Raw genomic sequence first — 13,620 nt, forward strand, 5'->3', positions numbered from 1 at the left:
ACGAACAGGCTGATCCGCTCTTGTCAAAAGGACTGATTGCGCAGGAAGCCGAGAGCCGGCAGCGGCGACCAGCTTCGAGGCAGTTCAGCACGACCGATTTGCCTGACATCGTAACGCAGCGGTGCCTTTTGCTCAGAAGCCAGAAAATGCCGGTATTCGTGGACCTGACGGCTGCGCCACTCACAATCGGCCTGGGCGGCTTCACGCGTGGCATGCACATTGGCGATACGACTGCGCCGCCCCTGCCAGGCCATGACGGCCCATAACCGATCCGTATTCGGCAGGGGCGGTCGGAACATGATAAGCTGGGACATGATGGGGTTAAGCCTCCCTCAGGACCATGAGCGGCCTGCCACGCCACCACGCCATCTGCCTTGGGGTCAAGAAAAAGCAACAAACCTTGCCGCTGACAGGAACCCGGGCTAAGGCGATACGATGAATGCGCGGCACGAAATTCTTGCGCCGATAACCCGGAAATAAGGGGTCTTTGTGATGGTTCGCCTGCTCGTTATCGTCGTTTTTCTTGTCATTCTCATCACTTTTGCTTTGAGCAACCCCGATGCACAGCCTCTATGGATTGTTTCCTATGGCTGGCAGTTTTCGGTCGGGATGCTCGTCCTGGGCGTAGGCGCTGCCAGCTTCCTCATTGGCGGTTTTGTGATGTTCATCGGCGAGATCAAGCAGCGCTCACGAGCCCGCAAGGCCGAGCAGCAGGTGCGTGCCCTCGAGACGCAAGTGCTTGACCTTCACCAGCGTATTGACCGCCTGACAATCGCAACCGACCCGAGCCGCGCGCCCTACGAGACCCAGACCAGCACCGTTCCGCCTGCCCCCTGATTTGACCAGCCCGCCCGATCCGGGCGGCCTGCCCCGTTCCAAGCCCCTGCATCGAGACAGTTTCATGAAACGTACCCGCCTGATCGCCGCCCTCGACACCCAGAGCCTCGACCAGGCGCGTGACTGGGCGAGCGTGCTCGATGGTCATGTCGATGCGATCAAGCTTGGTATGGAATTCACCTATGCCCAGGGCTTTTCCGCCCTGCGTGAGGTCGCAGGCCGCAATCCGCTTTTCCTCGATCTCAAGCTGCATGACATCCCGAATACAGTTGCCAAGGGCCTGAGCAGCCTCGCCCCGATCGGGGCGTCGCTCCTGACCATCCATGCCAGTGGTGGCACCGCCATGATCGCGGCAGCGCGGCAGGCAATCGATGCGAGTTACCCGCCGCTCCACCGTCCGGTACTGCTTGCCGTGACCGTACTGACCAGCATCGATGAGGTCGCCCTGCGGGAAATCGGTGTGCCCGCCACACCCCGTGAGCAGGTAGTACGTCTTGGGCGTCTGGCCATGACGGCAGGGGCGGACGGCCTCGTGTGCTCGGCCGAGGAAATTGCCCCCCTGCGTGACGCGCTGGGTGACGCACCCGTTCTGGTCGTGCCCGGCATCCGCCCTGCAGGGGCAGAGGCCAATGACCAGAAACGCATCATGACACCCCGTCAGGCCGCGCAGGCAGGGGCAGACTGGATTGTTGTTGGCCGCCCCATTACCCAGGCCGCCGATCCCGTTGCTGCAGCCGCTGCGATCCAGGCCGAGCTGGCCACGGCATGAAGCCCGGCAGGGCTGAACAGGGCGCTACTGACGGTAAGGCGTCAGTCGGCGTGAAGATCTGCGGGATCACGACTGAACTCGCCCTTCAGGCCGCCTGCGCGGCGCAGGCTGACTGGATCGGCTTCGTATTCTATGACCGCTCACCACGCCATATCATGCCCGGATCGGCACGAAACCTCCTGGCGCGACATCAGGGTGCCACGCCCGATCTTGTCGGATTGTTCGTCAAACCGGATGACAGAGCTATCGAGGCGGCCCTTGATGCGTGTGCGCTCGATGTCCTGCAGATCTACGATACGCCAGAGCGTGCCTCTGCCATAAGAGAGAAATTCGGACGGCCGGTCTGGCTTTCATGCCCGGTTACGACGAAGGACGATCTCCCTCATGCCAATGACGTGGACGCACTCGTGATCGAACCACGTGCCCCAGCCTCGGCAGCCAATCCTGGCGGGAATGGGTTGCGTCTGGACTGGAGCGTTCTTCGTGACTGGCTCGCGCCTTCTCCATGGATGCTGGCTGGCGGCCTCACTCCTGAGAATGTCGGCCAGGCAATTGCCGAGAGTGGCGCACGCTTCGTGGATGTCTCATCCGGCGTCGAGACCGCGCCCGGCCAGAAATCAGCCTCGCTGATACGAAACTTCATCAAAAACGCCCGTACTCCGTATCGCAGCCCTTGCGCACCCCATAAAAACTGATATGGTCCGCCCGCGCTGGAGAGATGGCCGAGCGGCTTAAGGCGCACGCTTGGAAAGCGTGTGTACGTTAATAGCGTACCGTGGGTTCGAATCCCACTCTCTCCGCCACCCCCACCAAAAAACCGACTCTCTGGACACATGACATCATGGCCCCATACAGATGGGTCGTGTCCTGTATTCTGCGCTTGCACAGAACTGGCCCTCTCGGACACTTGTTCAGTTGCCCGGCATGAATACGGCCACACAGGAGAACCAGGCGATCCCCTCGTGTGGCCGGTTAAAGCGCTGCCTGCCCTTATCCCGTAGTGTCGGGAAGAAGGCGGACAATGCGGGAATGGGTCATCAGCTGATGGTAAAGTCGCTTGTCTTGAGGTCAGTGACGCCAATGAACGTGATCTTGGCATTCCCGTCGATCATGACGGAAGTATTGCCGCCCGACACCGTTGCGGTGCTTAGGATGGTTTGAGCTGCGGCATCCGAGGAGGACGGCTTGTAGTTATAAAGGAAGAACTTGTTATCGGCTGCCCGGAAATCGGTAATCGTAAAGCTGCCTGCGGTGTGGTTGCTCAGCATACCGAACAGATTGCCTGCGCCGGAGCCGCCCGTCACCGTTGCCGATGCCGCGCTGTCAGACGTACCAGTGAAAGCCGTGCCAAAGTAGAACTGGTCGGAGGCCGTGCCGCCAATAACCGTCTGCTGGCCAGCACCGGTCCAGGCCGACAGGCCGCCAGCAACGTTGCGGCCGTCAATGGTCTGTGCCCCTGTGGTGTAGGGCTGGTTGGCCGTAAACAGAAGGCGCGAGGAGGAACTCAGCGTCGCAGTCAGTCCGTCAGCACCGAAGATCGTACCGCTTCCGGCAGAGATGGCCGTATTGCCGGTGCCGGAGATGAAATTCAGCGCACCGCTCACACTGATCGACTGATTGCTGCCGTGCACGACCTGAAGATTTCCCGTTGCCGAAATCGTATCACCCTGGGTGCCGGTCACTGTGGCCGAGCCCGAACTTACATTGACCACCGAGGACGTGCCTCCGTACACCGTGCTGTTGTCCCCGACGGTGATCGTGTTGTTGCTGGAGAAATCCATTACGGCCGCATTGGTCTTGAGCGAGGCCGTTGTATTGCCCCCCTGCAATGACACAGTATCGATGGCTCCAGCAGCACCATAAATCGTGTCCTGCCCGACCGAATTCACGAAGTTGTTCGACCCCCCGAGATAGATAAGGTTGTTCCCCGTGCCACCGGTGATGGTGTTCGTACCCTGGGCACCATAAATGGTGTCGTTGCCTGCGCCCGTTGCAATATTCCATTTGCCCGTCGAGCCGGCGGCGTTGAACACGTTATTGCCCTGGGTGGCAGCGAAACTGCCGGAATTATTTCCAACCTTGACCGTCGAGCCATACTGGTTGCTCGAGACGATATTCAGGTAATTGGCAGTATTCTGTGTGGTATCAAGCGTGGTGGCGCCATTGAGCGTGCTGGTATCGGTCGAGGCAACGACGATATTGGTGTAATTACCCGACACGCCATACGTGCCAGCGGTATCCACAATGGCCTGGGATGCCTTCTGGGAAGACACGAAGGTGTTCGAGCCAGTCGAGAGAATGCTGTTATCGAGTGTTCCTGCCGCCAGCAGCGTCTGAATGCTCGAAGCATAGGACTTCGCCATCATGCCGGCCGTATCGCCGGAGGTGTACGCCACATTGACGGTGTTGTTGACACCCTTGACGATAAGATTGGGCATGGAAACCTCGCTGGTTGTCGTTGTTGTTACGCTGTTTTCAGGTGTCATGGACACGACCTTAGCCGTGGTCGAACGGTCGGCATAACTCAGGGTCTTGCTGGTGTCGTAGGTAATGGTCGGGTCTTCGACATTGTAATTACCGGTCACGTCGGTCGCCTGACCCGTACCGATCGTCTCGACACCGATATAGCAACCGCTCAGATACCAGTTGCTTAGATTCTCGACCTCGCTGGCGAGGTTGGGGTAAAGCCCGACAATGGCCTTGATCGCGGCCATTAGCCCCTGATTCACATCAACCGTGGTCTGATACATGACCCCGTTATTCGAAGCGACTTTGGGGTTGATGTAATCCGCCTGAATACCGGTGAAGTTATAAATGGATCCACCGAGAGATTTAGGTATTGAGATATAGGTCTCTGGTACGCCCTTGTAGTCGACGGTCTCAAACTGCAGGAACAGACCGAAACTCATGGTCGAGCTGTGGAAATTGATCGTGAAATTAATGCCGGCCTGATAGACGCCGGTCGTTCCGGAATAATTGCTGATTCCCTGATTGAACGACGCTGTGATCTGATGATTGAATGAATATTGCCCGTCTACTGCCTTGACGGCGGCAAGCTGTACGTCGAGCAGGTTCCCGCCCTGTGCGGCCATCTGGTAGATGTAATGGCCGTTATCCGGGTCCTTAAAGACATTATAGCTTGTCTTCCCCGCTGCCGATGTTGCGGAGCCCTGCGTCCAGTGCCCGACGGAATAGCCGAAATTGGGGTCCCATACGCGGGTATCGTCGCCAGTGGTCGGATCGAACGCTGTCTCCTGATTCCACTGGATGATGGCCCAGTCAGGTGACTGACCACCATCAAGCTGGGACGACGACGCATTATAGACGATCTGCCCGTTCACAACCTGCTGGGTATTCATGGGCAGGTTGGGCCCACTCACACTAGGGTCGGTGTAGATATTGGTCAATGAGCCAGTACTGTTCGTATTCATCGTTAATCCGACCCTCTTTCGTCGTTAAAATAGACTTTATGCTCTGTATGTTGACTAGTCTGCACCCTGAGCATTTAAATTGTCTTAATTTCCAAACAAAATTCTCACTCAAACGTGATCTTAAAATACATCACGAACATAGAATGATACCGCTCTGTTCTTGGGATTTACTTTGTAGAAAATTATAATCATCGATATAGTTCGATAGAACCAGCCTAAAAAATATGAAGATCGCCATAATCGCTGACATAAAGCCGTAACAGATGTCAAACTTCGTTAAGAGCCGTCTCTACAGACGTTATCGGCGATCAATACACTCAATATATGAGCATCCGTCGGAGCATCCCTTCCGACCGTAATGTTACACTCACCGAGTTCTGTACTGATTTGAGTGACTGAAACGGCCCATTTTGGATTATGACCAGCGATCCTCTGATGGTCCCCGGATCGTTTAGCACCGTCAAATGGCAAGGAAGGCCTTGCGAGGGCGCTCAGGGTGCGCCGCCGCAAGGCTCATGGCAGGGCCTGCCCAACTGCACACGACGCCTGCCCACAGGAATACCGCGCGCCCTCCTCTGCATTCAGAGAGTCTCCCGTCAGCCATGACCTGTAATGGCAGAACCAGTCATGGCGACTCCGTATGCGAGACAAAAAAAAGCCCCGGTGAGAACCGGGGCTTTTCCATAGGCGATGACTGACAGAGCGAGTATCAGCGTGGTGCGAGCACCATGATCATCTGACGGTTCTCAAGCTTGGGCATCTGCTCAACCTTGGCCTTGTCTTCCATTTCGGTGCGGATACGCTCAAGCATCTTGATGCCGAGCTCCTGATGGGCCATTTCGCGACCCTTGAAGCGCAGCGAAACCTTGACCTTGTCGCCTTCAGCCAGGAAGGAATTCATGGCGCGCAGCTTCACCTGGTAGTCATTTTCATTGGTGCTGGGGCGCACCTTGACTTCCTTGATCTCGATAACCTTCTGCTTTTTGCGCGCTTCGTTCTTCTTCTTCTGCTGTTCGTATTTGAACTTGCCGTAGTCGAGAATCTTGACGACCGGCGGCTCAGCCGTCGGGCTGATTTCCAGAAGGTCGAGTCCGACCGAATAGGCGCGTGCAAGAGCATCGCGCGTTGTCATGACGCCAGCCATTTCGCCGTCGGCGTCAATCAAGCGCACCTGAGGAACACGGATTTCCTCGTTAACTCGGGGCCCTTCACGGGTGGGTGCGGCCTGCATCGGTGGTCTAGCTATGGTCGTCTCCTGTCGACGTTTTCAGATCTTGTGCTTGTCGGCACTTCAATACGCGCAATACGGCCAAAAATTTCATCACCTTAGCGTGACGAAATTAACGGCTTGTTCGCGGGAAGGCCGGTGCCCGACATAGTCACGAAGCACCGGGATTGCAAGGTTTTCGCGCCTGTCTGCTGCGTTTCAGCCCTGCAAGCGTTGCATATCGGGTGCCTTGGCTTCCTCGCCCAGAAGTGTGACCACTTCCTCAAGGCCCAGAATTTCCTGCGCTGCGCCGCCCAGACGACGCATGGCCACCTTGCCTTCTTCCGCCTCGCGGCGTCCCACGACGAGAATGACAGGAACACGGGCAAGCGAATGCTCGCGGATCTTCGCGTTGATCTTTTCGTTACGCCCGTCCACCTCAACCTGAAGCCCGGCGCGGCGCAGCTTTGCAGCCACTTCCTGCGCGTAAGGCTCAGCATCTGTCACGATGCTTGCCACCACAACCTGCGTCGGGGCCAGCCAGAGCGGGAACTTGCCGGCAAACTGCTCGATCAGGATGCCGATGAAGCGCTCGAAGCTACCGAGAATGGCGCGATGCAGCATCACCGGGCGGTGGCGCGCGCTGTCCTCACCGATATAGGAAGCATCCAGACGCTCGGGCAGGATGAAATCGACCTGCAACGTGCCGCACTGCCAGTCGCGACCGATCGCATCCGTCAACACGAATTCGAGTTTCGGGCCATAGAAGGCGCCCTCGCCCGGATTGGTCTCGAATGTCACACCCGCCAACGCGCAGGCTTCCTTGAGCGCCTTCTCCGACTTGTCCCAGGTCGCATCGTCACCCGCACGCGCGTCAGGACGGTCGGAGAACTTCACGCGGAAATTCTCGAAGCCCAGATCCCGATAGACCTCATCGAGCATGGCAACAAACGTCGCCGTCTCGGCTGCAATCTGTTCCTCGGTGCAGAAGATATGCGCATCGTCCTGCGTGAAGCCACGGACACGCATGATGCCATGCAGCGCCCCTGAGGGCTCGTAACGATGACACGCGCCGAACTCCGCCATACGCAACGGCAGCTCGCGATAGGAGCGCAGCCCATGGCGGAAGATCTGCACATGGCAGGGGCAGTTCATGGGCTTGAGGGCGAGGGTCTTTTCCTCATCCTCAACCGTCGCGATGAACATGTGCTCGCGATATTTGTCCCAATGGCCCGAGGCTTCCCACAGGGCACGGTCCACCAGTTGCGGCGTACGCACTTCCTCATAGCCATAGCGCGTCTGGATACGGCGCATATAGTCCTGAAGCACGGTGTACAGACGCCAGCCCTTGGCGTGCCAGAAAATCTGGCCTACCGCCTCTTCCTGGATATGGAACAGATCCATCTCGCGGCCGATACGGCGATGGTCGCGCTTCTCTGCCTCTTCCAGCTGGTGCAGATAGGCGTCGAGTTCCTTCTGATCGCGCCAGGCCGTGCCATAGATACGCGTCAGCATGGGGTTACGATGGTCGCCACGCCAATACGCGCCTGCCACCTTCATGAGCTTGAACGCCGTGCCGATATCGCCGGTGCCGCGCATATGCGGCCCACGGCACAGATCAAGCCATGCCCCCTGACGATAGATCGAGATGGTCTCGCTCTCGGGCAGATCACGGATCAGTTCCGCCTTGAAGCGCTCACCCTTCTCCTCGAAGAAGGCAATGGCCGCGTCACGATCCCATTCCTCACGCTCGAACGGCGCATTGGCCGCGATGATCTCACGCATCTTGGCCTCGATCGCCTCGAAATCCTCGGGCGTGAAAGGCTGATTGCGGAAGAAATCGTAATAGAACCCGTCCTTGATAGAGGGGCCAATCGTCACCTGCGTGCCGGGCCAGAGCGCCTGCACGGCTTCGGCCAGCACATGGGCGGTATCATGGCGGATCATCTCCAGAACGATATCATCCTTGCGCGTGATGAAGCGCAGCCCTGAATCCTCGGCAATGGCCGTCGAGAGATCGACCAGCTTGCCATTCAGGCTCATCGCAACGGCAGCACGCGCCAGACCGGGACCGATCGAAGCCGCGACTGCCGTGCCAGTCGTGGCACCGTCGAACGTGCGAACGGAACCATCGGGCAGGGTAATGGCAGGCATGGAGATGCGCTCCTGGCGTAAGAGATAAGTTGAGCTGTTCTAATGGCCCCAGTTAAGGCAGGCCGCAACCCTGGAAACGTCAAGCCTGCGCAGATCATCAACGGCCAGAATACGCACCTGACCTGGCGCGCGCCCGACCGGCGCCGTCAGACGCGGGTTACTTTCACCAGAAAACAGAACAAGAGACCGGCAACCCATCGCAGCCGCCAGATGCATCGGGCCTGTATCATTACCAACCGCCAGAGCGGCGCGCGCCAGGATCCCCCCCAGCGCCAGCAGATCCGTCTGTCCTGTCAGGTCGAGCATGGCGGGCACCTGAGCCTTGATCGTTTTAGCCAAACCGGATTCGCTGGCTGCGCCGATCATGACGACATGCAGGCCCGATGCGAGCAGCTCATGCGCCAGAGCCGCATAATGGCGGGCCGGCCAGCGTTTGGCGGGCCGATGAGGGGCCGCCCCCGGCACGATGACCGCATAGGGGGCAGGCAGATCGGGGCCACCACGCCCCAGCCACTCCAGATCCGTGCAGGGCAATTCAGACACACCCAGCCGCGCCAGCTGATCACGCTGTCGCGCCACGCTGTGCATGACATCACGATAGGGGTTGTCGTGAAAGAATGTCCCATCCGGCGCAATCCCGCACCAGCGTTTCTGCCCGGCCAGACGCTGATACCGGGTACTGCGCCCTGATGTCTGCAGATCAATCACCAGATCATGCCCGCGCAGGGTGCGACGCAGGGCCATCACGCCACGCAGGTCCGACCAGCGCGGTCGCGCATCGACGGTTACGTGATCGAACCACGGGCTGGCCTTGGCCAGCGGTGCAAACGGCGTGGTGGTCAGCAGGGTGATCTCTGCCTCGGGCCAGTGCGCCCTGATGGCGGCAAAGGGGGCGAAGGCCTGCACGAAATCACCCAGCGCGCCGAGCTTGATCACGAGTATACGAAACATCCGGCCATCCTAGCCGAGGGCGCGCTGCGATGATACGCCATCTGTCTGCTCTCCCGGCGTCAGGCCATGCCCGGACCCGTGTCGCCCCGCAAGCAGGACCAGAATCCGGTGCAGGAACCCCCCATGTCCGACAATCCTTCCCACATCCTTTCCTTCGGCAGCGTCAATATCGACATCACCGCCCGCGCCGAGCGCATCCCCCATCCGGGCGAAACGGTTCATGCCGCAAGCTACGCCATTGGGCTTGGTGGCAAGGGAGCCAATCAGGCCGCTGCCGCAGCGCGTCTCGGACAGGGCTGCGGGCTGAACGTTTTCATGGCGGGCCGCACCGGCACCGATAATTTCGGTGCCATGGCGCGCAAGCTTCTCATCCCTTTTGGCGTCGATCTCACAGCCCTGCGAGAGGACCCCGCTCACCCGACAGGCGTTGCGCTGATCACGGTTGATGAAAAGGCCGAGAACATCATTACCGTTGCAGGCGGTGCCAATATGGCGCTCGACAGCAGTGATGTCGCCGCCCATCGATCCCTGATCGAACAGGCATCGGTGCTGCTTCTTCAGCTCGAAATTCCTCTCGCCCTCACAATCGAAATCGCCGAGACCGCAAGGCGCGCAGGAACGCTTGTGATTGTCGACCCGGCCCCCGCCCCAGCCGATGGCCTGCCTGAGGCCCTGTGGCGCGCTCTCGATATCGTCACCCCCAACGAAACCGAAACGCGCCTTCTGACTGGCATCTACCCTGAGACGCAGGAAGACGCTGCGCGGGCTGCGCGCAAATTGCAGTCCCTCGGTGCCACCCATGCACTGGTCAAGATGGGGGCAAGAGGGGTGTATTATCTCAGCGGTGGTCGGGAAGGCTTTGTCCCCCCTTATCCGGTCAAGGCTATCGACACTGTCGCAGCAGGCGATTGTTTCAACGCCGGTCTCGCCGCGGCCCTTACCCTGGGCAAGCCGTTCGACGAATCTGTGCATTTTGCTGCAGCTTGCGGTGCGCTCGCGACCACGCAGCTTGGCGCTGCCGAATCAGCACCCCACTGGCACGATGTCACGACGATGGTCGAAAGCAGACTGGCTTCCTGACCGGGACAAAATCCGACCACCGAGGCTGACGCCAGGTCAGTCCTGATCGGGGTCAGCGTCGAGAACGGCCTCGTCCTGTCTTGCCAGATAGGCTTCGTGGCCGTCCGGGGCGAGGGTAATCACACGGTCCCAGTCCTGGCGCGCCTGCCCGTATTGCCGCAGGCGCACATTCAGGATCCCGCGCTCCAGCAGGGCCTCGACATCATCGGGCGACAGGGCTAGCGCCCGATTGGCATCTGCCATCGCTTTCAAGCTCTGCCCTAGATACCGATAGGCGGTGGCGCGGACCACGAAAGCACCGACCAGATAGGGGTCTGGCAGAGCCTCCGGTTTTGCCACCGCCGCTGCCGTTGGTGGCACAGCCAGACCGTCACCCGGCAGAGCGCCGAGAGCGGTGATCGTTTCTGCAAAATGCCCCTGCATCGACAGGCTGCGGGCCAGAAGCACCCTGCGCCCAAGCGGCCCGGAATCATGCGACAATGCCTGCCGCGCCGCACGTTCCGCTGCTTTTCCGTCCCCTGCCAGCAACCAGGCTGCGGCCGCCTGCTCGGCAAAAACGGCACGCTCACCGGTGTCCCCACCATGCCCGTCCTGCGCGGTAGCGGCATGCGAGGGCAAGGCAGGCCCTTCCGGCACCGACGCGCCATGCCCTTGCTGGCCTTTTCCACCCTGAATGGCGGGGGGGGCCTCCGGCGCTGCGAGACCCTCGAACTCCGTCGCAGCATCCCGATAGGCGCCAAGTGCCAGATCAGCCTGCGCCAGACACTCATGCGCGCTGCGCGCCCCGCCATGATGCAGCCAGTCCTGCGCCGTTTCCTGCACCAGATCGGGGGTATCGGGTAACGGTGCCAGGCAATGCGCAAGGGTTTGCGGCGGGGAATAGGCCAGCGCCCCCCCTGCCCAAAGGCCACTCCCTATCGCCAAGGCACCAAAAGCATGTTTCATACCTTGTGAATTGGCGCGGCATCGCGCCAGCGGTCAAGCGCGAATGGGAGCTTTCATGCCACCTCACCTCGTTATTCTGGGTCAGGGCTATTCTGCCAGTGCCGTTGTCGCACCCGCCAAGGCCCAGGGCTGGCACGTGACCGGTACGAAACGCGCGCCCGAGCCGGACTCGACTCTGCTCGCTTTCGATGCCGCCGGAGAGGCTTTGCATAAGGCGACCCATGTGCTGATCAGCGCGCCGCCTTCCGAGGCAGGCGACCCGGCACTGCTTCGCTATGAAGACGTGCTGCGCGAGGCGCCCCATCTGCGCTGGATCGGCTATTACTCGACCACCGGCGTCTATGGCGACCGTCAGGGTGGCAGCGTTGATGAAACCGCACCCGTCGCTCCCGGTCAGTCGCGCAGCCGTGCCCGTGTGCAGGCCGAGCAGGACTGGCAGGCGCTTGCACGCGACCGCCAGATCGCCTGTGATATCATGCGGCTTGGCGGCATATATGGCCCCGGGCGCTCGGCGTTCGACACGCTGCGCTCAGGCAAGGCCAAGCTGGTCGATGCACCCGGTCACCTGTTCAGCCGTATCCACCGCGACGATATCGCCGGTGCCACACTTGCAGCGATGGCCACCGCCTCTCCTGCCTCTTCCCGCATCCTGAATTTTGTCGATGACTGTCCCAGCCCTCAGGCCGATGTGTTCGAGGAAGCCGCACGCCTAAGCCATCATCCCCTTCCCCCCAGAGTAAGCTTTGAGGCCGCCTGGGCAGAGCTGAGCCCGATGGCCCGCAGTTTCTGGTCAGAAAGGCGTGTTGTTCAAAGCAGACTGACGCAGCAACATCTCAGGCGGTCCTGGCTTTACCCCAGCTATCGCGAAGGACTGGCTGCCATTTACGCCTCTGAAACACCCTGAATGGCAAAAGGCTCTGCACATGGTATGTCCCTTATACCCTGTGACACACACCACCCCCGGAGATGAGATGCTGAAGGCGTCGATGAGACATCCGCTTTGAAAATTCTATTTCCGGCAAAAAAGTCATTCCGGACTGGCAACCCTGTTCACGGATACGCTAAGCCGGAAGCGCCCATGACCATGCTCCGTTTTCTCCTCCCGCTTCTGCCTGCGCTTCGCGCTATCATGCTGCCTTGCCTGCTGACGGGCTGCATCACCATCGGGCCGACACGCCTGTCACATGATCAGCTCGATTATTCGCGTGCTCTGGGTGAGGCCGAGAAGCATGCGATGCTGCTGAACATCATACGCATACGCTATGCCGACCCGCCGACCTTTCTCGATACCACGCAAGTCATCGCAGGCTATCAGTTCAATCGTTCGGTCAATGGCGGGTTCAACGCCTTCCCCTCTGGCGTAGGAAGCTATCTGTTCGGCAGCGGCACTGCCACGCTGCAGGAAAGCCCGACCTTTACCTACCAGCCCGAGACCGGGCAGCAATATGCCGAAAACGTCATCCGGCCCATCTCGCCTGTGGTCATCATGCCGCTCAGTCTTGGCGGCCTGCCCATCGACACGCTTTTGCGTCTGACGGCGCAGTCGATCGATGGATTGTCCAATGTCCGCGCTCTTGGCGCTGGCCCTACGGGCGGTGGTTCCGTACGATTCTACCTGCTGCTGCATGATCTGCGCCAGTTGCAGATCCAGGGCGCCATGACCATACGCATCTCGACCGATGCCCCCAAACCTTCAGGTGACCAGCCCCCCTCGGGCTCCGCCAACAAACCAGCGGGGACACAGCCCGAACACGCCTATCTGGTTCTGACCGCCACCTCGGATCCGGCCCTGACCACCATCCAGGCCGAGGTGCGCCGTCTGCTGCATCTCGACCCCCATGCTGAAGAGGCCGAAATCGTTTACGGCCCCTATCCCAAGGTGCCGGGACAGATCGCCATCCTCACGCGCTCCATGTTCGCCATGCTGTCGCAGATCGCCTATGAGATGGATGTGCCCGAGGAGGATGTGAGAGCCAGACGCACGCTGCCCACCATCAGCCCGGTCGGTATCGAGACACGCCCCGATGTGGTGATCCATTCCGGCAAATCCGCACCCGAGCATAATTACGACGAGGTGCACTACCGGGACCGCTGGTACTGGATCAGCGATGACGATTTCCGCAGCAAGCTGAGCTTCACCATGATGCAGATCCTTGCTGCCCTTGCCGCCACCAGTCATTCGCCCGGCGCCGTCATTACAATTCCCGCAGGCTAGGCTGGGTGTACGGGGGGCATCTGAAAAAACG

At 59.9% G+C, this 13,620-nt stretch carries 12 protein-coding genes and 1 tRNA gene; 7 read left to right on the forward strand and 6 right to left on the reverse strand.

Translation table 11 applies throughout. The annotated features are described in order from the left end of the window. Window positions 1-23 precede the first annotated feature (23 nt). Entirely contained in the window at window positions 24-314 is a 291-nt protein-coding gene (locus tag P792_RS34560) for a hypothetical protein (protein ID WP_023979856.1), read from the reverse strand. 178 nt (window positions 315-492) lie between these two features. Between P792_RS34560 and P792_RS34565 the strand changes: the two genes are divergently transcribed. The 4 genes from P792_RS34565 to P792_RS34580 all read left to right on the forward strand — a co-directional run bounded on the left by P792_RS34565 (window position 493) and on the right by P792_RS34580 (window position 2,409). Next, the gene (locus tag P792_RS34565; protein ID WP_023979857.1) at window positions 493-837 is read left to right on the forward strand and encodes a LapA family protein; all 345 of its coding nucleotides are present in this window, start codon (window positions 493-495) and stop codon (window positions 835-837) included. Between the two features lie 64 nt (window positions 838-901). After that, window positions 902-1,606 carry an orotidine-5'-phosphate decarboxylase gene (gene pyrF, locus P792_RS34570; RefSeq protein ID WP_023979858.1) on the forward strand — a complete coding sequence of 235 codons (705 nt, stop codon included), beginning with the start codon at window positions 902-904 and terminating at the stop codon, window positions 1,604-1,606. Then, window positions 1,603-2,301 (forward strand): phosphoribosylanthranilate isomerase, encoded by a 699-nt coding sequence (locus P792_RS34575; RefSeq protein WP_023979859.1) that lies wholly within the window; start codon window positions 1,603-1,605, stop codon window positions 2,299-2,301. The genes pyrF and P792_RS34575 overlap by 4 nt, the downstream gene beginning before the upstream one ends. A 17-nt stretch (window positions 2,302-2,318) precedes the next feature. Next, window positions 2,319-2,409, forward strand: a tRNA-Ser gene (locus P792_RS34580). Between the two features lie 234 nt (window positions 2,410-2,643). Here P792_RS34580 and P792_RS36230 read toward each other — a convergent pair. The 4 genes from P792_RS36230 to P792_RS34595 form a co-directional block, all read right to left on the reverse strand. Further along, window positions 2,644-5,037: a hypothetical protein gene (locus tag P792_RS36230; RefSeq protein ID WP_023979860.1), complete on the reverse strand. Its 2,394-nt coding sequence runs from the start codon at window positions 5,035-5,037 to the stop codon at window positions 2,644-2,646. A 709-nt stretch (window positions 5,038-5,746) separates the two neighbouring features. Next, window positions 5,747-6,268 carry a translation initiation factor IF-3 gene (gene infC, locus P792_RS34585; RefSeq protein ID WP_023979861.1) on the reverse strand — a complete coding sequence of 174 codons (522 nt, stop codon included), beginning with the start codon at window positions 6,266-6,268 and terminating at the stop codon, window positions 5,747-5,749. 195 nt (window positions 6,269-6,463) lie between these two features. Next, window positions 6,464-8,398, reverse strand: a complete 1,935-nt coding sequence (thrS, locus tag P792_RS34590) for a threonine--tRNA ligase (RefSeq protein WP_023979862.1) — start codon at window positions 8,396-8,398, stop codon at window positions 6,464-6,466. 39 nt (window positions 8,399-8,437) lie between these two features. Beyond that, a complete protein-coding gene (locus tag P792_RS34595; protein WP_023979863.1) occupies window positions 8,438-9,349 on the reverse strand; it encodes a glycosyltransferase family 9 protein in 912 nt (303 codons plus the stop codon). 123 nt (window positions 9,350-9,472) lie between these two features. Here P792_RS34595 and rbsK point away from each other — a divergent pair, with 123 nt between their 5' ends. Next, a complete protein-coding gene (gene rbsK, locus P792_RS34600; protein WP_023979864.1) occupies window positions 9,473-10,429 on the forward strand; it encodes a ribokinase in 957 nt (318 codons plus the stop codon). A gap of 36 nt (window positions 10,430-10,465) precedes the next feature. Here the strand turns inward: rbsK and P792_RS36235 are convergent, their stop codons facing one another. After that, window positions 10,466-11,374, reverse strand: coding sequence for a tetratricopeptide repeat protein (locus P792_RS36235; RefSeq protein ID WP_023979865.1), 909 nt, complete (start codon window positions 11,372-11,374; stop codon window positions 10,466-10,468). A 55-nt stretch (window positions 11,375-11,429) separates the two neighbouring features. Here P792_RS36235 and P792_RS34610 point away from each other — a divergent pair, with 55 nt between their 5' ends. After that, entirely contained in the window at window positions 11,430-12,278 is an 849-nt protein-coding gene (locus P792_RS34610) for an SDR family oxidoreductase (protein WP_023979866.1), read from the forward strand. Window positions 12,279-12,452: 174 nt separating this feature from the next. Next, window positions 12,453-13,589, forward strand: a complete 1,137-nt coding sequence (locus P792_RS34615) for a hypothetical protein (RefSeq protein WP_235075543.1) — start codon at window positions 12,453-12,455, stop codon at window positions 13,587-13,589. Window positions 13,590-13,620 lie beyond the last annotated feature (31 nt).

This window comes from Asaia sp. SF2.1 (assembly GCF_000505765.1).
Classification (GTDB): Bacteria; Pseudomonadota; Alphaproteobacteria; order Acetobacterales; family Acetobacteraceae; genus Asaia; species Asaia bogorensis.

Coding starts and splice junctions, on each gene's coding strand:
- P792_RS34575 (WP_023979859.1), top strand. CDS start 1,603: ATGAAGCCCGGCAGGGCTGAACAGGGCGCTACTGACGGTAAGGCGTCA.
- P792_RS36230 (WP_023979860.1), bottom strand. CDS start 5,037: ATGAATACGAACAGTACTGGCTCATTGACCAATATCTACACCGACCCT.
- P792_RS36235 (WP_023979865.1), bottom strand. CDS start 11,374: ATGAAACATGCTTTTGGTGCCTTGGCGATAGGGAGTGGCCTTTGGGCA.
- P792_RS34615 (WP_235075543.1), top strand. CDS start 12,453: ATGACCATGCTCCGTTTTCTCCTCCCGCTTCTGCCTGCGCTTCGCGCT.
- P792_RS34565 (WP_023979857.1), top strand. CDS start 493: ATGGTTCGCCTGCTCGTTATCGTCGTTTTTCTTGTCATTCTCATCACT.
- P792_RS34610 (WP_023979866.1), top strand. CDS start 11,430: ATGCCACCTCACCTCGTTATTCTGGGTCAGGGCTATTCTGCCAGTGCC.
- rbsK (WP_023979864.1), top strand. CDS start 9,473: ATGTCCGACAATCCTTCCCACATCCTTTCCTTCGGCAGCGTCAATATC.
- thrS (WP_023979862.1), bottom strand. CDS start 8,398: ATGCCTGCCATTACCCTGCCCGATGGTTCCGTTCGCACGTTCGACGGT.
- pyrF (WP_023979858.1), top strand. CDS start 902: ATGAAACGTACCCGCCTGATCGCCGCCCTCGACACCCAGAGCCTCGAC.
- P792_RS34560 (WP_023979856.1), bottom strand. CDS start 314: ATGTCCCAGCTTATCATGTTCCGACCGCCCCTGCCGAATACGGATCGG.
- P792_RS34595 (WP_023979863.1), bottom strand. CDS start 9,349: ATGTTTCGTATACTCGTGATCAAGCTCGGCGCGCTGGGTGATTTCGTG.
- infC (WP_023979861.1), bottom strand. CDS start 6,268: ATGCAGGCCGCACCCACCCGTGAAGGGCCCCGAGTTAACGAGGAAATC.